Annotated in this window: 17 protein-coding genes, 1 pseudogene and 1 riboswitch; of the genes and pseudogenes, 12 read left to right on the forward strand and 6 right to left on the reverse strand. The window is 58.1% G+C overall.

Going from position 1 to position 20949, the window contains the following annotated elements:
* Positions 1-805 (forward strand): relaxase/mobilization nuclease domain-containing protein (locus CU102_RS29795; protein ID WP_106711078.1); only part of this gene is annotated, 805 nt, incomplete at its 5' end.
* Positions 806-1235: 430 nt separating this feature from the next.
* Here CU102_RS29795 and CU102_RS10600 read toward each other — a convergent pair.
* On the reverse strand, positions 1236-2189 hold the full coding sequence (locus CU102_RS10600; protein WP_106711080.1) for a threonine/serine dehydratase: 954 nt from the start codon (positions 2187-2189) through the stop codon (positions 1236-1238).
* A gap of 228 nt (positions 2190-2417) precedes the next feature.
* Between CU102_RS10600 and CU102_RS10605 the strand changes: the two genes are divergently transcribed.
* From CU102_RS10605 to CU102_RS10620, 3 genes are all read left to right on the forward strand, one after another.
* Positions 2418-3413 (forward strand): sugar-binding transcriptional regulator, encoded by a 996-nt coding sequence (locus tag CU102_RS10605; protein WP_106711081.1) that lies wholly within the window; start codon positions 2418-2420, stop codon positions 3411-3413.
* Positions 3414-3585: 172 nt separating this feature from the next.
* Positions 3586-4590 carry a deoxyribose-phosphate aldolase gene (gene deoC, locus CU102_RS10615; protein WP_166648370.1) on the forward strand — a complete coding sequence of 335 codons (1005 nt, stop codon included), beginning with the start codon at positions 3586-3588 and terminating at the stop codon, positions 4588-4590.
* An 11-nt stretch (positions 4591-4601) separates the two neighbouring features.
* Positions 4602-7001 (forward strand): aldehyde dehydrogenase family protein, encoded by a 2400-nt coding sequence (locus CU102_RS10620; RefSeq protein WP_166648371.1) that lies wholly within the window; start codon positions 4602-4604, stop codon positions 6999-7001.
* Positions 7002-7022: 21 nt separating this feature from the next.
* Here CU102_RS10620 and CU102_RS10625 read toward each other — a convergent pair whose 3' ends face one another.
* Positions 7023-7832, reverse strand: a complete 810-nt coding sequence (locus CU102_RS10625) for an ABC transporter permease (RefSeq protein WP_106711082.1) — start codon at positions 7830-7832, stop codon at positions 7023-7025.
* A gap of 142 nt (positions 7833-7974) precedes the next feature.
* Here CU102_RS10625 and CU102_RS30810 point away from each other — a divergent pair, with 142 nt between their 5' ends.
* Positions 7975-8097: a hypothetical protein gene (locus CU102_RS30810; RefSeq protein ID WP_280951893.1), complete on the forward strand. Its 123-nt coding sequence runs from the start codon at positions 7975-7977 to the stop codon at positions 8095-8097.
* A gap of 180 nt (positions 8098-8277) precedes the next feature.
* Here CU102_RS30810 and CU102_RS30815 read toward each other — a convergent pair.
* Positions 8278-8328 (reverse strand): annotated as a pseudogene (locus CU102_RS30815) (hypothetical protein); the annotation flags it as partial.
* Positions 8329-8615: 287 nt separating this feature from the next.
* Here CU102_RS30815 and CU102_RS10635 point away from each other — a divergent pair.
* From CU102_RS10635 to gcvP, 4 genes are all read left to right on the forward strand, one after another.
* A complete protein-coding gene (locus CU102_RS10635; RefSeq protein ID WP_106711083.1) occupies positions 8616-9662 on the forward strand; it encodes an adenylate/guanylate cyclase domain-containing protein in 1047 nt (348 codons plus the stop codon).
* A gap of 159 nt (positions 9663-9821) precedes the next feature.
* A riboswitch (glycine riboswitch) is annotated at positions 9822-9919 on the forward strand.
* Positions 9920-10081: 162 nt separating this feature from the next.
* Complete coding sequence (gene gcvT, locus CU102_RS10640; protein WP_106711084.1) at positions 10082-11200, forward strand: glycine cleavage system aminomethyltransferase GcvT; 1119 nt, start codon at positions 10082-10084, stop codon at positions 11198-11200.
* Positions 11201-11205: 5 nt separating this feature from the next.
* A complete protein-coding gene (gcvH, locus tag CU102_RS10645; RefSeq protein WP_106711085.1) occupies positions 11206-11574 on the forward strand; it encodes a glycine cleavage system protein GcvH in 369 nt (122 codons plus the stop codon).
* A 70-nt stretch (positions 11575-11644) separates the two neighbouring features.
* Positions 11645-14446, forward strand: a complete 2802-nt coding sequence (gene gcvP / locus CU102_RS10650) for an aminomethyl-transferring glycine dehydrogenase (RefSeq protein WP_106711086.1) — start codon at positions 11645-11647, stop codon at positions 14444-14446.
* A gap of 194 nt (positions 14447-14640) precedes the next feature.
* On the opposite strand, the gene CU102_RS10655 is transcribed toward gcvP, so the two are convergent.
* The gene (locus CU102_RS10655; RefSeq protein ID WP_245425291.1) at positions 14641-15771 is read right to left on the reverse strand and encodes a GSU2403 family nucleotidyltransferase fold protein; all 1131 of its coding nucleotides are present in this window, start codon (positions 15769-15771) and stop codon (positions 14641-14643) included.
* Positions 15772-15932: 161 nt separating this feature from the next.
* Here CU102_RS10655 and CU102_RS10660 point away from each other — a divergent pair, with 161 nt between their 5' ends.
* From CU102_RS10660 to CU102_RS10665, 3 genes are all read left to right on the forward strand, one after another.
* Entirely contained in the window at positions 15933-16763 is an 831-nt protein-coding gene (locus tag CU102_RS10660; protein WP_106711088.1) for a helix-turn-helix transcriptional regulator, read from the forward strand.
* 76 nt (positions 16764-16839) lie between these two features.
* A complete protein-coding gene (locus tag CU102_RS29800; protein ID WP_166648372.1) occupies positions 16840-16995 on the forward strand; it encodes a hypothetical protein in 156 nt (51 codons plus the stop codon).
* A 550-nt stretch (positions 16996-17545) separates the two neighbouring features.
* A complete protein-coding gene (locus tag CU102_RS10665; RefSeq protein WP_245425292.1) occupies positions 17546-17953 on the forward strand; it encodes a hypothetical protein in 408 nt (135 codons plus the stop codon).
* A 364-nt stretch (positions 17954-18317) separates the two neighbouring features.
* Here the strand turns inward: CU102_RS10665 and CU102_RS10670 are convergent, their stop codons facing one another.
* Positions 18318-19547 (reverse strand): adenylate/guanylate cyclase domain-containing protein, encoded by a 1230-nt coding sequence (locus CU102_RS10670; RefSeq protein ID WP_425351540.1) that lies wholly within the window; start codon positions 19545-19547, stop codon positions 18318-18320.
* Between the two features lie 155 nt (positions 19548-19702).
* Entirely contained in the window at positions 19703-20923 is a 1221-nt protein-coding gene (locus tag CU102_RS10675) for a glycosyltransferase family 4 protein (RefSeq protein WP_106711089.1), read from the reverse strand.
* Positions 20924-20949 lie beyond the last annotated feature (26 nt).

Consider the following 20949-nt stretch of genomic DNA (forward strand, 5'->3'; position numbering starts at 1 on the left):
GACCGATTACGGCGCCATGCAAGGCAAGGACGCCGTCAGGGATATCCATGCCGACTGGTCGGACGATGAAATCATCTACGCGGGTCAGCACCAGGTCCGCAAGGCGCCGCCGTCGGTGAACATGGTGTTGTCCATGCCACCCGGCGTCGACCGGGACGCCTTCCGCCATGCGGTGCGCGATTTCGTCGACGCCGAACTGCGGCCGCGTGTCGATGTCATGGTGGCGTTTCACGACGACACGGAACACCCGCACGCGCATGTGACCGTGCGCGGTCGTCAGCACGACGGCAAGACCTTCAATCCGGGACCGCCGGTGCTTGCGCGCTATCGGGAGCAGTTTGCCGGCGCCTTGCGCCATCGCGGCATCGAGGCGGAAGCAACGCCGCGGTGTGCGCGCGGGCATACCATGAAGTCCGAGCGGTCGCATGTGCGCCATATGCGCGCCAGAGGACTGATGCCCCGCACCGAGAGTGCAGCCATCCTGGATGCGTTCCGGGATCTCGAGCGCGCGAGGAACGGCGCCTCACATCCCGAAGACGAGGGGAAACCGCGCCCATGGGTCAAGGCGGTGCGGGAGCGCCATGCGGGCGTCAAGGCGGTGTATACCGCCGCCGCGCGTGAACTGGCTGCAAGCGCAAACCCCTCCGATCGACAGCTTGCCCAACAGGTCGAGCAGTTCGTTCAATCGATGCCGGCGCCCATGTTCGCTCACGATCTCTACAAGCAGGCGCTTGAGCGACAACTTGCACAAAGAGCAAAGCCAGCACCAACGGCCGTGAAGCAGCGGGATGGACCGGAGCGGTGACCGAACGTGGCTATGCAGATGCTCTAAGTGCTGGAATCGTGCCCAGTCCTTTATCGTGCAATTTCAATCGACGCCCGGCCAGGTGAATTTCTCATGGATATGGACGCTCCTCCAGGCGCCTCCCCTCATCGACCAGGCCGCCGAATGAAGGACGGTTGATAGAGCAGGGGCCCGATGGCTCCTGCGCATGATGGCTACGGGAATGGAGATGTCAGAATGAATGGGCGTCGAGAACAATGATTGGATCGACTTCGGCTGCCTGGTCCTGCCGATGATTTTGTCTGGCTGCCGTCCAATTTTAGCTCGGGCCATCGCATTTGCCGGCACGAGTCGGAGGGGATTGCTGCAAGCGTTCATTGTTCCGTTTTGTTCGAAAACGAATCTCGTGCGCACGCACGCCGCCCCGTTGCCTCGCGCATCCTGGACTGGATTATCGTGCTAGAGGCTCGTCGAACGTAACAGCCGTTGTATTTGCACCGCAAATCAGCACTGCGACGCGCTCGTCCGACCCGGGAACATATTTGCCGGACAAGAGGGCAGCGAAAGCCGCGGCGCCGCCAGGTTCGGTCACGATACGCACCTTGTCCCACAGTGCACGCTGTGCCGCGCGGATATCGTCATCGGAGACGAGCATCGAACGGGCAATAAATGCTTCGGCAATCGGAAACATCAGTTTGCCGACACGCCTTGGCGCCAGTGAATCGGCGGCAATGCCTTCAGCCGGAGCGTCGACTGGTTCTCCAGCTGCAAGTGCGCGATGCAAGGTCGGCGAGCCCTCCGGTTCGACGGCGACGACTTTTACTCTGCCGCTGAACCATGCGGCGATGCCGCCGATCAGGCCGCCGCCACCCACCGCCACCAGCAGTGTCGTGATCTCCGGAAGATCCGCTTCGATTTCAGCGCCCAACGTTCCCTGGCCGAGCAGGGTTTCTGGCTGGTCAAAGGCGTGTATGGCAAGGGCGCCGCTCTCGATGGCGAAGCTCTCGCTTGCTGCCAGTGCATCGGCATACCGTTCGCCGCCAACAACCAGTTTGGCGCCATAGCCGCGGATGCGCTCGGCTTTGGCGGGAGACGTGACGCTTGGCACGTAGATTGTTGCCGGCACGCCCAGCCGCATCGCGGCATAGGCGACCGCGGCGCCATGATTGCCACCGGAGGCCGCGACCACACCGGCTGCCGGCACGGTCCGGGTCAAAAGATTGGTGAAAGCACCGCGCGCCTTGAACGAGCCTGAATGCTGTAGGTATTCCAGCTTGAGGTCGACGGCTCTTTGCGCAAGGCCAAAATCGCTCATATCAACACGCATGACGGGCGTGTGGCGTATGTGCGGCCGAATCAACCGCTCGATCCCGGCGATTCGTTCAGGCGTGATCTCGAGGGGCATGGAGGACTCATATGTTGAGGAGAAGAGATAAGCGAGCTTAGTTCCTCTGTCCCGTCAAAGGCAAGTACGGATCACCCATCCCGTCAATATGAAAGGGTGCGTTGACAGCAGAATGACTTCTGCTTATGTTGCAACATATGAGCAAGAAATGCACTTTTGTTGTTTTGCTGAAACTGTAACGAGATCACTGACGCCGGTGGTCACACGGCAGGTTACGAGAGCTGAACATTGAACGATCCACGCCTCAATCCTTCTGTCCGCCTTCCATCCAATGAGCAGCGCGAGCATCTCATGGTACGGGTGGCCAAGCTCTATTATGACCTTGAGCGGACCCAGAACGAGGTTGCGACGGAACTCGGATTGACCCGCTGGCAGGTGGGCCGGCTCCTCACCGAGGCCAGGGAACTCGGTATCGTCCGCATCGAAATCACCCCGAGGGCCTACCGCAGGACCGAACTGGAAGTCCGGCTGCAGCAGGAGTTCGGCCTGAAGGACGCAATTGTTGTTCCTTCCGGCGGCACGACGGACCCGGCCTTGCTGACGGAAAGCGTCGCGCAGGCGGCCGCCAAATATCTTGCCGGGCTCAACCCCAAGCCGGATCTGGTCGGCGTGTCCTGGGGCCGCACCATGTCTGCGGTCGCACGGTTCCTGCCGGGCAACTGGAACCCGGGCGTGCATGTCGTTCTCGTCAACGGCTCCACCAATCTCCGCTCGACGGCAACCCAAACGAGCGCTGTAGCTGAAGAATTTGCCAAGGCCGGCAATGGCGTTGCAACGCTCCTTCCGGTTCCGGCAATCGTTGGCAAGAAGAGCACCCGCGACGTGTTGGAGGAAGACCCGATCATCGAACGTGTACTGACACTGGCCAAGCAGGCCGAGGTGGTCTGTTTCGGCATGGGCGGCATCACGCACGAGTCCGTGCTGCTTACCTCCGGCTATCTTGATGAGGCCGATATCGACAGGCTGAAGGACGCCGGTGCCGTGGGTGACATCCTTGGCCGTTTCATTGACCGCGACGGCAGAATTGTCGATACGGCCATCGACGAGCGGACCGTTGGCCTTCGTCTCGAGTTCCTCAAGACAAAACAGTGGTCGATCGGCGTCGTTGCAGGCGCAGAAAAATTGCAGATCGCCGTGTCCGCCCTCAGGGCCGGCTATGTGTCCGTCGTCGTTACCGATGAAGCGACTGCCCGTTACTCGCTGGGGATAGAAGATGGTCAATGATATCCGGACCGTCCAGCGATCTTGGATTTTCGGGATCACCAGGAACCTGATCTCGCGCAATTATATTCAAACTTCTCGGGTTGGGCTCCTTCTACCAGATGACTGTAACCGGTATCATCATCGTTGCAGCCATCCTGCTCAATCGCTTTACAGATCATAGGAAGGGTCGGGGATGAACACGCAACACGCAAGGGTTCCAGACGGAACGGAAATCAAGTTGGCACATTCCCGCGGGCGCAATGCCGGCACGAAGCTCAAGCCGGATTGGTTCGAGGACATAGCGGTCAATCGTTCGGCGACTGAACGCCGTGCTGCGACACTGACGACGCGCCGGACGGTGAAGAAGGAATATCAGGCGGCGTGGCTGGTCAAGGCAATCACCTGCATCGACCTGACCACACTTGCTGGCGACGATACGGCAGGCCGTGTCCGCCGTCTTTGCGCCAAGGCTCGCCGCCCCATACGCGACGATATCCTCGAAGCGCTCGGACTGGCAGGTGAAAACATCACAACCGGTGCCGTGTGCGTTTATCCAACGATGGTGCCGCACGCAGTGAAAGCACTACATGGCTCGGGAATCCCCGTTGCCTCGGTGGCGACCGGATTTCCGGCAGGCCTGACGCCGTTGCCGCAGAGGCTTGCGGAGATTCATTATGCTGTAGGCGAGGGCGCCGCGGAGATTGACATCGTCATCACACGTGAGCACGTCCTGACGCAGAACTGGCAGGCACTCTATGACGAGATCGTGCAGATGCGGCAGGCCTGCGGAGATGCCCACCTCAAGGCCATTCTCGCAACGGGCGATCTTAACACGCTCCGCAATGTCTATCGTGCTTCGATGGTAGCAATGCAGGCCGGTGCCGATTTCATCAAGACATCGACCGGCAAGGAGGAAGTCAATGCGACGCTCGCCGTCAGCCTGATCATGCTGCGTGCACTGCGGGATTACGGGGAATTGTCGGGCCAAACGGTCGGTTTCAAGCCGGCCGGCGGCATGAAGACCGCCAAGGATGCTATGAACTGGCTGATCCTGATGAAGGAAGAGCTTGGGCTGCCGTGGCTGCAGCCGGATCTGTTCCGTCTCGGCGCCAGTTCGATGCTCGCCGACATAGAACGGCAGCTGGAACATTATGTGACGGGCCGCTACGCCGCTTCTTCGCGCCACGCCCTCGCTTAAGGAACAAAATCATGGGACAGATCAAGGACATCCTTCGCACCATGGAATATGGCCCCGCTCCGGAGAGCAACACCGACGTCAAGAACTGGCTTGAGATCAACTCCAAGGGGTTCGGCCATTTTATCAACGGCAAGTTCACGCGGGTTGAAGGCCGCAAGACGTTCGCCGTGATCAACCCGGCTAACGACGCAGCGCTGGCCAAGGTCGCGCACGGCACAGCCGAGGACGTAGATGCGGCCGTAAAGGCCGCGCGCACCGCCTTCGGCAAGTGGTCCAAATTGTCGGGACACGAGCGCGCTAGATTTCTCTATGCCATCGCGCGTCACATCCAGAAGCGGGAGCGCTTCTTCTCCGTCCTCGAAACCATGGACAATGGCAAACCCATCCGCGAGACACGTGATATCGATATCCCGCTCGTCGCCCGACATTTCTACCATCACGCCGGCTGGGCGGAGATGGTCGAGACCGAGTTTGAAGGCTTCTCCCCGGTCGGTGTCTGCGGACAGGTGATCCCGTGGAATTTCCCGCTGCTGATGCTGGCGTGGAAGATTGCCCCTGCACTTGCAGCGGGCAATACGGTCGTGCTCAAGCCGGCAGAATTGACGCCGTTGACAGCGATCGCTTTTGCCGAGGTCTGCCATGAAATCGGGCTGCCCGCCGGCGTGGTCAATATCGTCCACGGTGATGGCGAGACTGGCGCACTGATCTGCGGCCATGACGACATCGACAAGGTCGCCTTTACCGGCTCGACCGAAGTCGGCCGCATCATCCGCGAGCAGATAGCCGGCTCGGAGAAGAAGCTGTCGCTGGAGCTCGGCGGCAAGTCACCGTTCATTGTCTTCGAAGATGCGGATATGGACGGGGCGGTGGAAGGCGTGGTCGATGCCATCTGGTTTAACCAGGGTGAAGTCTGCTGCGCCGGTTCGCGCATCCTCGTGCAGGAAGGCATCGCAGACCGGTTTTACAACAAACTACGCAAGCGTATGGAAACGTTGCGGGTCGGTGATCCGCTCGACAAGACCATGGATATCGGTGCGCTTGTCTCGGCAGGACAGTTAAAACGCGTTTCTGCGCTGGTCGAGCAAGGCAAGACCGACGGCGGCACTCTGTGGCAGGCGAAAGGAGAACTGCCGTCCAAGGGCAGCTACTTCGCACCCGGCTTCTTCACCGACGTGGAACCCGCATCGACGGTTTGCGAAGTCGAGATCTTCGGTCCTGTCGCCACTGCGACCACCTTCCGCACTCCGGACGAAGCGATCGCCCTTGCCAACAACACCAAATACGGGCTTGCCGCCTCGATCTGGTCAGAGAACATCAATCTCGCGCTCGACATGGCAGCGCGGGTCAAGGCCGGTGTCGTCTGGATCAACTCGACCAACCTGCTCGATGCAGGTGCCGGTTTTGGCGGATATCGCGAAAGTGGTTTTGGCCGTGAAGGCGGCCGCGAGGGTCTCTACGAATATCTGACGGCGGATTGGGAAAAGCGCCTGCCTCTGGCCAAGACCGAACCGGCGTTCAAGCCTTCGGCGGCACCGGATGGAGACGCGAAGCTTGCAGTCAGCGGCACAATCGACCGCACCGTCAAGAATTATGTCGGCGGCAAGCAGGCACGCCCGGATGGGGGTTACAGCTATTCGGTCCTGGGCAAGGGCGGACAGGTCATCGGCCAGGCCGGGCTCGGCAACCGCAAGGACATTCGCAATGCCGTCGAGGCGGCGGCCAAAGCCGGCTCATGGGGCGGCGCAACGGCGCATAACCGCGCGCAGGTGCTTTACTATCTCGGCGAAAACCTGAGTGCCCGCCAGCCCGAGTTCGAAGCCCTGCTGGTGGAAAGCACCGGTGTTTCGGCGAAGGCCGCAGGGCAAGAGTTTGCAGTCGCGTTGCGCCGTATCTTCTATTACGCGGCCCAGGCCGACAAGTATGATGGCGCGGTCCACTCGACCAAATCGCGTCATGTGACCTTGGCCATGAACGAGCCATGGGGTGTCATGGGCATTCTCTGCCCCGACGAATTGCCGCTGCTGTCGTTCGTTTCGCTGGTACTGCCGGCGATTGCCATGGGCAACCGCGTGGTCGCCGTGCCCTCGACGCGCCATCCGTTGCTGGCTGCCAACCTCTACCAGGTGCTCGACACCTCGGATGTTCCGGGCGGCGTAGTGAATATTGTCACTGGTGAGCGCGACGTGCTGGCCAGGACGCTGGCCGATCACGATGAGGTGGATGCGCTCTGGTATGTCGGCTCGAAAGAGGGCAGCGCCATGGTAGAGAAGGCCTCGTGCGGCAACCTCAAGGCGACCTGGGTCAGCAATGGCCGTCAGCGTGATTGGCTGGGCACCAGTCAGGGTCAGGGCAGGGACTATCTGCGACGGGCAGTGCAGGTAAAAAATATCTGGGTACCCTACGGCGAATAGACATTCGCTGCTCTATCGCCGTCAGTTTCGGCGGCGATAGAGCCAGAGTGTGAGCGGCGCCAGCAAGATTGTCAGCAGGGCAGGGGTCAGCAACGCCAGTCCCAGTTGCCTCATCGTGACAGTTCCATCCATGAGACCGCGCATGGCAGTCGTCATCAGCGACACCGGGTTGACGTCGACGAAGAGGCGCAGCCAGCCCGGCATCGTCGCGGGATCAACCATGATATTGGACGCGAAGACCAGCGGCATGATACCGGTGAAGGCCATGGTCATGACAGTGTTCGGCGTGCGCATGATCAGTCCGAGCACAAGGAAGATCCAGCCAAACCCGAAGCCGATCAGCACGAGCAGGGTCAACGCGGCAATGACCCCGGCGATGCCCGCTTCCGGCCGGTAGCCGAGCAGGATGCCGATGAAAAGAATGATCAGCGACGCAATGAGATGGCGTAGGATATCGCCGACCATCAGCCCTGCGAATGGCGAGAGCGACCAGATCGGCAGCGAGCGGAAACGGTCGAACAATCCCTTGCCGAGATCGGTGCTGAGACCCATGCCGGAATAGAGCGAATTGAACACAACGGTCTGCACCAGAATGCCTGGCAGGAAAAATTGCAGATAGGTATCGGTCGATCCCGACAGGGCGCCGCCGAACACAAAGGTGAACAGCAGCGTGAACATGATCGGGGTCATGACCAGGTCGAAGAGCTGTTCTGGGATGTGTTTGAATTTCAGCACCGCCCGCCAGCCGAACACAAGCGCATTCGACAGTGCCGACGGCTGTGCAGGACGCTCCGCATAAATGAGAGAGGAAACACTTTTCTGTTCGTCCATCAGCTCTCTCCCGTCGAAGGCTGGTTTTCGGTGATCTGTCCCGTGAGGGCGAAGAACACTTCATCGAGGCTCGGAGCGCCATCGAAAAATCCGAGAGCTCGATATTGGCATCGATCAGGGCGGCCAATGCGCGATTGGCCTTTTGCGGCGTCTCGACCATGATCGACAAGGCCGTGCCTTCCGAGCTGCGTTGAACCTTGCTGCCGATCGCCGTCTCGAGCAGGCGTTCCGCCTCGCCAAGGCGATCGGCTTCGACAAGATTTAGGTGCAGGAACCCGGATCCTGTCGCTGCTTTCAGCTCACGGCTGGTGCCCTCGGCAATCTTCTTCCCGCGATCGATCACCGCGATACGGGCGGCCAGCTGGTCGGCTTCCTCCAAATATTGCGTCGTCAGGAGAATTGTCACACCCGCATCGGCGAGCGAGCGGATCATCCGCCAAACACTCTTGCGGGCCTTGGGGTCGAGCCCCGTCGTCGGCTCATCGAGAAACAGCACGCCTGGTGTGACGACGAGAGACGCCGCTATATCGAGCCTGCGGCGCTTGCCGCAGCACCTGCATCTTTCCGCGAAGTGTCATGCATGATCGCAATCCTTCTCCATTTGCAAATTCGTCAACTTGAAACGGCGGCAATTGGTTGCGGCGTGAGGGCGCGCCACTGATAGCAACGCTATGACGGCATGTCAAAATGACGCCTTCCCGCCATAGTTCCTACGTGAATCGATTATATCTCCGCCGGTCAGATGGATATAAGGTCAATGATAGGCGCGTTAGGGCCAGGACAATGAACAGATACTCTTTCGGTTTCTGGATATTCGTGCTTTGTGCCGTTGCCGCCAGCGGCGTGCTTTACGGATATCTGGGCTACGGTGAAGCGTCGTTGACCGGGGCGATTTTCGCGCTGTTCATCTGTGTTCCGGTGATTGCATTTGAGCGCGGAACGCTATTCCCGCGGCTCTACAACTGGATCAATGCTTTGCCGACGCCAGCATTCATCGTCTGTGCGTTCCTGGTCTTCTATCTGTTCATCAGCGTGGGTTACACGATCTGCGGCACATTGCTCTGGGCAATCGGCCATCTTCCGGGCGAGTGGTGGCATCAGGTCGTCCTGCCGCCGAGAGTGCTGTTCTATACGCTTGGCGTCTCGGCGATCCTGAGTTTTGTTACGCGCGTTCGCGAGCTGCTCGGCCGCGATATCTTCGCCAATTTGCTCATCGGACGCTATCGCCGGCCCATCGAGGAGGCGCGCGTTTTCCTGTTCATCGATCTTGTCGGCTCAACTTCCTTTGCCGAAGAATTCGGTGACCTGCGTGCTCAGCAGTATTTGAGTGCCCTGTTCGCAGAAATGGCCGGACCTGTCCGTCGCCGCCATGGCACTATCGACGATTATGTCGGCGATGCGGCCATCATTACCTGGCCGATGAGGCGGGGTATCAGGGATGGCAATTGCGTTCATTGTGTCTTCGACATCCTTGATGCAATCGAGGCCAACAAAGACAAATGGACCAAGCGCTTCGGCCGCATTCCGCGCTTACGGGCAGCGCTACATGGCGGCCCGGTCATTACTGCCGAAATCGGTGTCGACCATCACAAGATCACCTATTTCGGTGACACCGTGAACACAACGGCGCGGCTGGAAAGCCTGTGCCGTACGCTTAACGCCCCGGTACTGATTTCAAGCGAGCTCGCCGCGCAGATGAATTTGTCGAATGACATCACTACAACATACCTCGGTTCACACGCAGTGCGCGGCAAAGGCCAGTCACTCGGCGTGATAGCCCTGTCGAGAGGGAAGGATCAGGCGCTAAAGCTTGTCGCCCAGCGGGCCTGAAGTCGTATGACCAAAGCACAGTATCCGTTCTTCGACAATTTCTGTCCACAAAACGGCAAATCGGTGGTTTTGACCATGACAGCCTGATGCGGGTGCGCTATGGTCCAGCTTGTCGAGGGTCTGATGATTTGCGAAATTTGTTTGCAGTTCATAGGGCTCTGTCAGTTTGCGGGAGAGCGTCCCGCGCAGTGATGCGCAGGGCCACCGAAGGGGAAATCGCCCGAAATCTCTCAGGTACCAGGAACCGCAAACGGATAAGACAACTCTGGAAAGTCGGGGGAAACCCTGCGCCGAAGGTGTAAGTTCTGCCAGACCAACGTGAAGGTTCTGGTTTGAGCGAGTCTCTCAGGCTTCCGACAGAGGGGTAAAGACTGGATCCGTCATCGTGGCGGAGGTCTTTGCATGTCTCTGGAGTAGAAATGGGCGCCGACGAAAATAATAACACAGAAAATCTGAAGTCACTGCCTCTTGAGGATCTGCACAAAGCGGCCAATGCGCGCTTTGGCGGATTTGCGGGATGGTCAATGCCGATCACCTATCCGCTGGGGGTGATGAAGGAACATCTGCACACGCGCGAGCTTGCCGGACTTTTCGACATTTCGCATATGCAGCTGTTTGACGTATCGGGTGCCGGCGCTGCTGCGCTGCTTTCCCGCGCATGTCCGCTTGATGCGGCCTCATTACCGGTTGGGCAATCCAAGTACACCTTTTTCCTTGATGAGAAGGCTGGCATCCTCGACGATTTGATCGTCACGAGGCTGGGTGAAGACCGCTTCATGGTCGTTGCCAATGCCGGCAATGCTGCTGCAGACGAAGCGCATTTGCGCGCCGTGGCCAAGGGATATGATTGCAGGATCGACGCATTGGATCGCGTGTTCCTGGCGATCCAGGGGCCGGAAGCGGCAGACGTGTTGCACACGGCCGGGCTTGCCGGTACGGAGCTTCCCTTCATGAACGGCTTCGAGCCAAGGCCTGGCTGGTTCATGAGCCGCTCGGGCTATACCGGCGAGGACGGCTTCGAGATCGGCCTGCCGGAAGCTGATGCCCGTGAACTTGTTACCACGCTGTTGGCTGATGAGCGCGTTGAGTGGGTCGGCCTTGCTGCGCGTGACAGTTTACGGCTGGAAGCGGGCCTTTGCCTGCATGGCCATGACATTACGCCGGAGATCGATCCCGTCGACGCTGGTCTCACCTGGGCCATTCCCAAGCCGGTGCGCGAAAAGGCCGGTTTCATCGGGGCAAAGGCGCTTCTCGACAAGATCACCAAGGGTCCAACAAGAAAGCGCGTGGGTTTGAAACCTGACAGCCGCCAGCCGGTTCGGTCTGATTCCATTCTGGTCGATATCAACGGCAATGCAGTTGGTGTGGTGACTTCAGGTGGTTTCGGTCCTTCGGCCGGCTTTCCCGTTGCGATGGGCTATATCGGCAAGGATTTCGCACCCATTGGTTCCCATGTTTTCGCCGAGGTGCGCGGCAATCGCATAGCGCTCCACGTTCATTCACTTCCTTTCACGCCACATCGCTACCACAAAGGATAATACCGATGGCATCCACTTATTTCACTGAAGATCACGAATGGGTACGCGTCGAGGACGGCGTAGCCACAGTCGGCATTACCGATCACGCGCAGGATCAGCTCGGCGATCTCGTCTTCGTACAATTGCCAGAGATCGGTCAGTCGTTGTCGAAGGGAGATCCGGCGGTAGTCGTAGAGTCCGTCAAGGCAGCCTCCGATGTCTATGCCCCGGTTGATGGCGAAGTCACCGAGGTCAATGAAGCCGCCGCAACCGATCCGGCGCTAGTCAATTCCTCAGCAACCGGCGACGGCTGGTTGTGGAAGATGAAACTGTCCGACACAAACCAATTGGCCGGCCTGCTCGATGAGGCCGGTTACAACGCGATCATTGGGTGAGATGACCAGGACCTCTTCCTGAGCCTCGGCGACAGGAGAGGTCTTTGAATTGCAGACACAAAGGCGCACCATGAACAACAACACAATCTTCCCCTTTACCGATCGCCATATTGGCCCCAGCATTCAGGGCTCGCGCGCCATGCTGGCCGCAATTGGCATTCCTTCGCTCGAGACGCTGATTTCGCAAGCTGTGCCGAAATCCATCCGGCTCGAGCGGCCGCTGAATATCCCAGAAGCGGTCAACGAGGCCGAGGCGCTTGAAGAACTCAGCGCCAAAATGAGCCAGAACAAGACACACAAGAGTTTCATCGGACAGGGATATCACGGCACCCATGTGCCGGCGGTAATCCAGCGCAATCTGTTCGAGAACCCCGCCTGGTATACGGCCTATACGCCGTACCAGTCCGAGATCAGCCAGGGACGGCTTGAGCTCCTGTTCCATTTCCAGACGCTGGTGACCGAACTGACGGGCCTCCCCGTTGCATCGGCCTCTCTGCTCGACGAAGCGACAGCTGTCGCAGAGGCAGTGGGCATCGCCTGGCGTCATCACCGCGAAAAGCGCTCGTGTATCGTCCTTGCCGGTGATGTGCATCCGCAAATTCTCGACGTTGTCAGGACCCGCGCGGAACCGCTGGGAATGTCGGTAAATGGCGGCGAGATCAACGCAGACGTTGCAGCGATCATCGTGCCTTGGCCGGATACCTATGGCGTCTATGGCGACCATTCCGCAATCATCAAGGCGGCGAAAGCGGCCGGCGCACTGGTTATTGCCGTGGCTGACCCTCTGGCGCTTACGATCAGCGCTTCCCCCGCTTCACTTGGCGCGGATATTGCCGCTGGTTCCATGCAGCGTTTCGGTGTGCCCATCGGCTATGGCGGACCGCATGCGGCCTATCTTGCCGTCAGCGATGCGCTGACGCGGCTTATCCCGGGTCGTCTCGTCGGCCAGTCGGTCGACGCCAAAGGTAGGGCAGGGTACCGCCTGGCCCTGCAGACCCGTGAGCAGCACATCCGACGCGACAAGGCGACATCCAACATCTGCACGGCGCAGGCGCTTCTTGCCAACATGGCAGTGTCCTTCGCGATATGGCACGGCCCCCAGGGCCTTCGGGCGATTGCGAGCCAGGTTCATGCGAGGACCGTACGTCTGGCCGCCGGCCTTGAAGCCGCGGGTCTCAAACTTGGTGGCAAGCATTTCTTCGATACAATCACGGTCAGTGTCCCGGGGAAGGCTGGTTCCATTGCGGCCGCCGCCGAAAAGGACGGACGCCTCGTACGCATTGTCGGTGAGGACCGCATTGGCATCACCGTCGATGAAACCACGACCGACGAAGATCTCAATGCTTTGGCTGCGCTCTTCGGTGCACGCCTGCCGGATGCTGCCGACGCAACATTGCCAGGTACCCGGCCGGCTGAGGGCTTCATGACCCAGGCCGTCTTCCACCAGCAGCGCTCCGAAACCGAAATGATGCGCTTCCTGCGCCGGCTTGCCGACAAGGACCTTGCGCTCGACCGCGCCATGATCCCGCTGGGCTCCTGCACAATGAAGCTCAATGCGGCTGCCGAAATGCTGCCGGTCAGTTGGCAGAGCGTTGCCAATGTGCATCCGTTTGCCCCGGTCGATCACGCGCTCGGCTACAAGTCGCTGACCGATGATTTGGAAAACTGGCTTGCCGAAATTACTGGCTTTGATGCAGTGTCGTTGCAGCCCAATGCCGGCAGTCAGGGTGAATATGCCGGCTTGCTGGCGATCCGCCGCTATCATCTTGACCGCGGTGACGGCCATCGCGATGTCTGCCTCATTCCCGAGTCGGCCCATGGCACAAATCCCGCCAGTGCCCATATGGCGGGCATGCGCGTGGCTGTCGTTGCTTGTGAAGACGAAGGCGATATCGATCTCGACGATCTGAAGGCTAAGGCCGAACTCCACGGTGCCAATCTTGCGGCGCTGATGATCACCTATCCTTCGACGCATGGCGTCTTCGAGGAGGGTGTGAAGGATATCTGTAAGATTATCCACGACCATGGCGGGCAGGTCTATTTCGACGGAGCCAACCTCAATGCGCTGGTTGGTCTGGCTCGTCCAGGCGATATCGGTGCCGACGTTTGTCATATGAACCTGCATAAGACCTTCTGCATTCCGCATGGCGGCGGCGGACCGGGCGTGGGTCCGATCGGCGTCAAGAAACACCTTGCTCCCTTCCTGCCCGGACATGTTGCCAAGGGATCGGCCCATGCAGTGTCGGCAGCTCCCTTCGGCAGCGCATCGATCCTTCCCATCACCTGGATGTATATCCGCATGATGGGTGGTGCTGGATTGAAACGCGCGACCGAAATGGCGATCCTCAATGCCAACTACATCGCCGATCGGCTGAAGGACACCTATCCGGTGCTGTTCCAGGGCCGCAATGGCCGTGTCGCGCATGAGTGCATCCTCGATACGCGGGTCCTGAAGGAAAGCGCCGGGATCAGCGTCGAGGATATTGCCAAGCGCCTCATAGACTATGGCTTCCACGCACCGACCATGTCGTGGCCGATTGCCGGAACGCTGATGGTCGAGCCTACCGAGTCGGAATCGAAGCGCGAGATCGATCGGTTCTGCGACGCGATGATTGCGATTGCGGGTGAGGCGGCCAAGGTGGCAAGCGGCGAATGGCCAAAGGATGACAATCCGCTGGTCAACGCGCCGCATCCGGCCGGAGACGTCCTCGCCGACGACTGGTTGCATCCCTACAGCCGCAGCGTCGCAAGCCTGCCGGCAGGGGAGAGCGAGGAGAACCCGAAATATTGGCCGCCGGTTTCGCGCATCGACAATGTCGCCGGCGATCGCAATCTGGTTTGCTCCTGCCCGCCAATGCAAGCTTATAGTTGAGTCTGGATTTAATCGAACGCTTGTTCGATTGGTTTTCACGAATGAAAGGGTGCCAAAAAGCTATTTGGCACCCTTTTTCTGACTCTGCGGATGGCTTTCGGATAGAGTGGTGCGAATTCCTTACATGAATATCGTACGGAACCTTCGGATTTGGTATCAGATTTTCAACCCCTGGTTGTGCTAAGGCGAGCTGATTACCAGTTGGGGATGATTCTCTGATTCTCGTCGTCTACCGGTTGGAGTTCCGGCGCAAGTTGCCGCAAGGCTAGGGGGAGGGCTTGCAGGTCATTGGAGTCAAAGGAAAGATGTGGAAGCTGCGCCCGGATGAGGTCCGCCACGACCAGCGCCTGCATACCGTCACGGACCCGTTTGGCGGCATCGCGATCGGCACGGCGCGACAGCCACAATTTGTGTAGCGCAAATGCGCGCGGATCCGGACAGGAATATTCAAGCGGATAGCCCCGTTGATCGATCACGACGGCCGACACCTTTGGACTGTTTACCAGCCATGAAAGTCCCTCTATTTCGATGGCCTGCAGGTCTTCTTCATCGGCGCTGAAACGCGATTTCCCGTTCGTTGACATGATGTTTTTGGGCGTCGGTTTGATGAGGTCGACGAGAAAACCCTCGCGGTTCGCCGCTCGATAGCTGTTCCTGGCCAAGGGTGCAAAGGAGTGGTCGATCTTTTGCAGGAGACCGATTAATCCCTTCGCCCCGAATTCCTTGCTGATCAACCGGAGGCTGAAGCGCGAGTCCATCAGGAGATCGACGTCCTGCGTTGAAAGCAGTCCGCTGGTGATCTGGACGCCAGCGAGACGCTCATAGACAAAAAGTGCATTGGTTCCAACGACATCGACCGCGGTACCCATTAGCCCGAGCTTGTCGAGCGCGCGGATAATGCGCGCCGTCAGAAGCGGCACACGTCCCAGCGCCATCGCCCGATTGACCGGCGCAAGTTCGTCCAGGCGTTGTGCCAAACGTGCCAGGCGGGCTTTGGAACTGTCGCGGCCAGAGTGAAAGTGATCATGGATTGTTTGGGTTTCCGGCGATCTCGGTCCCAGGGACTTCCAGATGCTGCCTGTCTTTTTATAGAGGTATTCCTTGCCATTCGTGCTCGTCTTCCACGACATGGATCCAGAAAAGCGCTGGTCGTACTCTCTCAGGCTTTTCGCGTACACCTCATAAGTCTGCTCAGTGTCAACATGCTGGCGGATTTGATCTGATGATAATTCATTGAATTTATTCATCTTATCCCTAATATGCGTTCCAGGTAGAGCAATAGGGATAATAACCGAGTTTGGTTGAATTAAAAAGCTGATTTTCAACGAATTATCCCTGACTAATGCAAAATTCAGCGCAAAAGGGATATTCTGAGCCCTCCCATTCAACTTCGGATTGAATGTTGTAACGCATCGCTCCTGACAGACCGATGTCAGGAGCATCCCTGTATGGTTCGTCATGCCATCTGGATCGGAGAATTAGCGCGTTGTCAGGGTTTGAGATCAGCCATCTGCTGGATACCGATACAATAGCTGTACAGGATGTGCGCTGCAGTGGCGCATGTCGTCATCGTAGTGCGGAGGAATGCGCTTCCGTTACGCATCTCGTGTTCCCATACCGTGGTGTCTACGTGCGACATGTCGGCAGCGACCAAACCGTGGCAGATGCGAACCACGTGCTGTTCTTCAACGCCGATGAGACCTATCAGGTCAGTCACCCGGTAGAAGGTGGAGATGCAAGCCTGTCGCTCAGCCTGCCGGAATCCATGTTGTGTGAACTGGCACCCAAATCTCTTCTCAATGACCATGGTAGGCCTGGATTTCGCCGCCAGCATCTGCGTATCGATTCCCGCGCACAGGTCCTGGTTGCGCTGCTGCGGCACAGCCTGACGAACGGCACCGTTGAACCACTCGAGGCTGAGAGCCTGTTGCTGACGCTGGTGTCCCGTAGTCTCGGGCTACGCTCGTCACATGACCCCCGGGCAACCTATGCGCGCAGCCGGCTGGCCGATCGTGTCAAGGTTCTCCTTGCGAGTGACCTTTCCCGGCGCTGGACATTGGCAGACATCGCCGCGGAAACCGGTGGCTCGCCTGTCTATCTGACCCAGGTATTCCGACAGGTCGAAGGCGTTCCGTTGTACCGCTATCACCTGCATCTTCGCCTCGCTCGTGCTCTCGATCTGATTGCGCGATATGACGATCTCTCGGCATTGGCCCTGGATCTGGGCTTTTCAAGCCACAGCCATTTCACAGCGGCCTTTCGCCAGGCATATGGCCGGTCACCGACTGCCTTCATGCAATCCACGCGAAACGCCTAAAGATCTCGATAGCGGCTACAGCCATCAAATGGTCTCCTGAGTACGCCCGATAGTCGGGCTAACTAGGAGATGAAAGATGACTGAGAAAACTTGCGCCGTCTGTGACGACAAACTCGATGCAAACGCCATCGAAGTCAAAATCGGAACCCACGTTGTGGAGGTCTGCTGCGAAGAGTGCGCTCAGAAGTTGCGCGAAGCGAGCGCTAAGGGTCACGAACAACGAGCTGTTTGAGTTGCAACGAAGCGGAATCATTGGTCTCGTTATTCGGCAATCCCACTTGGCCTCGCGGATCAAGCTTTGACGCGGCCGCGGCGCCAGGTGGACCCCAGGAGATGAAATATGGCTTATCTAGACTTCAATGTTGCTCGAAGGTTGGGCCAGTTGCTTTCGGACTTGGCGGTTTCGGTGCAACGACAGCGCACCAGACGATACGTCAACGACCTTCCCGAGCACATTCTTAAGGATATCGGATGGCCGGCTGCATGTGCAGAACGGTCAGGGGATCCAAGCGATAGAACCAACGCCGGGATCTGGGCGTCAGCTTGCGACGCCAACCATCGGACACGTATGGATGTTCCCGCTTGCCGCTCAAAGGATCTGGGAGTGGCTTCGTGAGTGCCAAAATCAATCGGTTATCATGGGTTGAAACAATCACTGGGAAATGAAAGGCAGTATGACGATGACGATTTCTCCGTTTCTCACCGCTCTCGGATCCGAAGGTCCCCCGGCCGACCGAGCGAAAGACATGGGCCTGTATGGATGGCTAATTGGAAGCTGGGAAATGGACTCGTTCTGCTACCTCGACGACGGCACAATCCAGAAATGGAATGGAGAATGCCATTTTGGCTGGGTGCTCGATGGCCGCGCGATTCAGGACGTCTGGATCAGGCCCAAGCGCCCTGCGCCGTCCACGATGTATGGCACAACTTTGCGCATTTTCGATCCTGGGATCGGTGGCTGGCACATCATCTGGAGCGACCCGCTCAACCAAGATCACTCGCGTCAGATCGGGAGGGCCGATGGTAAGGACATTGTCCAGCTCGGCAATGACTCGCGCGGTCTGAAAACTCGATGGCGTTTCACTGAGATCACTGCCAACAGCTTCCATTGGATCGGTGAGGAACGATCTTCCGAGAGCGATCCTTGGCAAATCACGTATGAACATTTAGCCCGCCGAACAAATTCCTGAAGCTAGTGGTATCCGCTTAATTCGGCTGAAACAGTTCCATAATTTAGCTTATGTGATTTGTTATACTATAACATAACTCAGTCTCGCTATGAGGATGACGGGTGAAGGGTTCAATTACCTGCAGAGGCCCCTGCCGACAATGAATTGATCAGATTATCGCGAATGCATTGCTGCGTGACGGGAGAAAGTGGTCCGAAATTAGGGCTTGATCAACGCGGATACTGCTTTGCAGGGATCGCTATCGCCCCACCGGTCACTGTCGCATTTCTAACTTGCTGGCGGTGCCGCGTCTCTAAATCGCTTTGTGGTGCGCACTAATAGCAATTACAGGTTCCAAACAGGTCCGTGGCCGATGTTGCGGATCTTATAATCTCCTGATAATCGCGGGGTCCAACGTGAACAGTTCCTGCGCTCTCCCCACGCCTCGCAACGCAAATCGGCCTACACACACGAGCTTGGTACGCAATTCGGCAGGTAGCGCCGCCGCAAAGCTTTCCGAAATAAGGATATCCTGGTCGACAGACCGGCACATCGATGCAATTCGGCTCACCTCATTGACTGCTGGGCCAACGACGGTGAAATCCAGGCGCGTGTCGCTGCCGATGTTGCCATAGAAGACCTCGCCGATGTGCACGCCGAGATAGACATTGGTTGCAGGCTGGCCAGCGGCTTCCCGCGTCTCGTTCAAGACAGCCAGCCGCCGCCGCAACTGTTTCTGAGCTTTCAGAGCAGCGGTGCAGGCTGTCGCGGAGTCGCCATCGGTGAAAATCGCCAGCGTGCCGTCTCCTATAAGCTTGAGAACGTCGCCGCCAGCTTCTTGTATCGATGAAATGACTGCCTCAGCATAGTCGTTCAACATAGGGATGATAGCGTCTGGCGCCGCCGCGTCGGAAATGCGTGTGTAGTCCCTCAAATCGGAGTACCAAAGTACGGCTTCGATACGTTCGGCGGAACCGCGGTTCATGCGCCCTGCCAGAACGCGCGTTGCTGCATCGCGGCCAAGGTAGACGTCTGCCAGTGTTCGCACGATACGGGTCAGTGAGGCACATTTTATCGCCAACCCCAATCCACGCACCAGCCGTCTCAATGCCGCGAGATCTGCATCCTTAAAACCTTGCGGATCGTCTGTTACCCATGACGAATAAAAGCAGTCCATTTCGCCTATCGTGCCCTCGCTTGAGAAGCGATTGATCAGAGCCAGATAGTCCGTGCATCCTTCCGTTTTCAACGTGACAAGATGCCTGAAAGCAGGCGTATCAATCATATCGATACGTTGACGCAGTTCGTCCTCGCCGATCTGCAAAAGATGGAAAAAGGTTGAATTTTGCCAGTTTTCAGCACTCTCACCCATTTGCGAGGAACCGTACTCAATGATCGGCTTCTCGAGCTCGCCTTCCCGGCGCCAGAGAAACACCCTCCCCTCATAGATCGGATGCAGCGTATCCACAAAAGCATTGGCACGTTCGAGCCTGATCCCGGCTGCGAGGCATCGCTCACAGAATCCATTCACCAGTAGTGTCTCTGACGCGCCGGATAACCCCTGCATATCAAGCCACGCCTCTATATCAACGATGTCGACATCTCTTATGGTCATGGTCATGCACTCGCACTGCAATTTCGCAATGGGTATCACGCTCCGGCCGTTTGCCAAAGCATTCATGACGCTTGATACGGTCGTGCATTCGCAAACTCCGTCGCCGGATACAGTCACGCGGCAAAGTAGCAATCGCTAGCTCTGCAGTTGGCGGATCACCCTGCTCGCAGTACGGAATTGATCAGCGACTTCTGTCGCGAAATACAATCAATCAATCGAAAGCGCCTCTCGATCGTTTTTCGCGCAGCCAGACGCATGGGTAGAAAATCACCTGGTTCGTGAAGCACGCGAAGAATTGTCTCGGCGAGCGCATCTGTATCATAAAACGGAACAAGGAGGCCGTTTTGACCCGAGCGGATGACTTCCTTGACTGGCGCTGTGTCGGATCCAATAACCAGTGCACCGCATGCCATCGCCTCAATCACCGACCAGGACAGCACGAAAGGATAGGTAAGATAAATGTGGGCGGTCGATATCTGGTAGAGCTTGCGCAGCAGGTCGTGCGCAATCGGTCCGGGGAACAGTATTCTGTCAGGCGGAATATCATGTGCAGCGAGGAGTGCGTCCTTCCATGAACCGCCGCCGGGAGGTGGATTGCCATAGCTGACACCGTCCCCACCGACAAACACGAATAGCGCGTCCGGATTTTTGCGGATGACTTTCGCCGCCGCCTCAAGTGCCTGCGGAAAGCCCCGATACGGTTCGAGGTCCCGGGCCACGAACGTAATGATCGGCGGATCCCCCGCTTTAAGAACACGTCCGTCCGGCAGTTTCAGTGTTGCGTTCAGGTCGGGGCGAAAACGCTGCGTGTCTACTCCTTCGTGGCAAACTGCAATGCGATTTTGGGCCGCCGCGGGGTACAGGCTCTTTTGCCAATACGTCGGACTGATACCGCCATCGATGGCATCCAATGAGAGAAGCTGCGCAATATTGCGCAGCCTCAAGCGTTTACGGGTATCGGCATCCGGATTGTCATCAGGAGCAAATCCAACGTCTGCACCCTCGGCCCTGTAGAAAAATTCGCAATATCCGATGGCAGGTACCTGCGGCAGAACGTCCTTCACGAACATCATACTGCCCCAGCCGATGTGGCCGATCACGATGTCGGGCCGTTCACCATGCCGCGCCATCGAATCGAATGTTTCTGCTACCCGGTGACCGATACGGACATGATGGTCAGGAATACCCAGGTGTCTTGCCATCATTTCGTCGGCACGAGGGCCGGGCTCGACCCTGTGCCGGATGACGCGGACCGATGGGAGGCGTCGGTCCACCGTCTCACAGATAAGGCTGACATCATGTCCGTTTGCGCCGAGATGTTCGGCCAAGGCCGCAAATTGACCGAAGCCACGCCTGTGAACAAAAGCCACATGCACGGCGTCAGTCCTTTTCAAACACTAAA

This window comes from Phyllobacterium brassicacearum (assembly GCF_003010955.1).
In the GTDB taxonomy this organism is placed as follows: Bacteria; Pseudomonadota; Alphaproteobacteria; order Rhizobiales; family Rhizobiaceae; genus Phyllobacterium; species Phyllobacterium brassicacearum.

Excerpts from the sequence above, each read along its gene's own strand:
- CU102_RS10600 (WP_106711080.1), bottom strand. The coding sequence starts at position 2,189 with ATGCCCCTCGAGATCACGCCTGAACGAATCGCCGGGATCGAGCGGTTG.
- deoC (WP_166648370.1), top strand. The coding sequence starts at position 3,586 with ATGAACACGCAACACGCAAGGGTTCCAGACGGAACGGAAATCAAGTTG.
- CU102_RS10620 (WP_166648371.1), top strand. The coding sequence starts at position 4,602 with ATGGGACAGATCAAGGACATCCTTCGCACCATGGAATATGGCCCCGCT.
- CU102_RS10625 (WP_106711082.1), bottom strand. The coding sequence starts at position 7,832 with ATGGACGAACAGAAAAGTGTTTCCTCTCTCATTTATGCGGAGCGTCCT.
- CU102_RS10635 (WP_106711083.1), top strand. The coding sequence starts at position 8,616 with ATGAACAGATACTCTTTCGGTTTCTGGATATTCGTGCTTTGTGCCGTT.
- gcvT (WP_106711084.1), top strand. The coding sequence starts at position 10,082 with ATGGGCGCCGACGAAAATAATAACACAGAAAATCTGAAGTCACTGCCT.
- gcvH (WP_106711085.1), top strand. The coding sequence starts at position 11,206 with ATGGCATCCACTTATTTCACTGAAGATCACGAATGGGTACGCGTCGAG.
- gcvP (WP_106711086.1), top strand. The coding sequence starts at position 11,645 with ATGAACAACAACACAATCTTCCCCTTTACCGATCGCCATATTGGCCCC.
- CU102_RS29800 (WP_166648372.1), top strand. The coding sequence starts at position 16,840 with ATGACTGAGAAAACTTGCGCCGTCTGTGACGACAAACTCGATGCAAAC.
- CU102_RS10665 (WP_245425292.1), top strand. The coding sequence starts at position 17,546 with ATGGACTCGTTCTGCTACCTCGACGACGGCACAATCCAGAAATGGAAT.
- CU102_RS10670 (WP_425351540.1), bottom strand. The coding sequence starts at position 19,547 with ATGACCATAAGAGATGTCGACATCGTTGATATAGAGGCGTGGCTTGAT.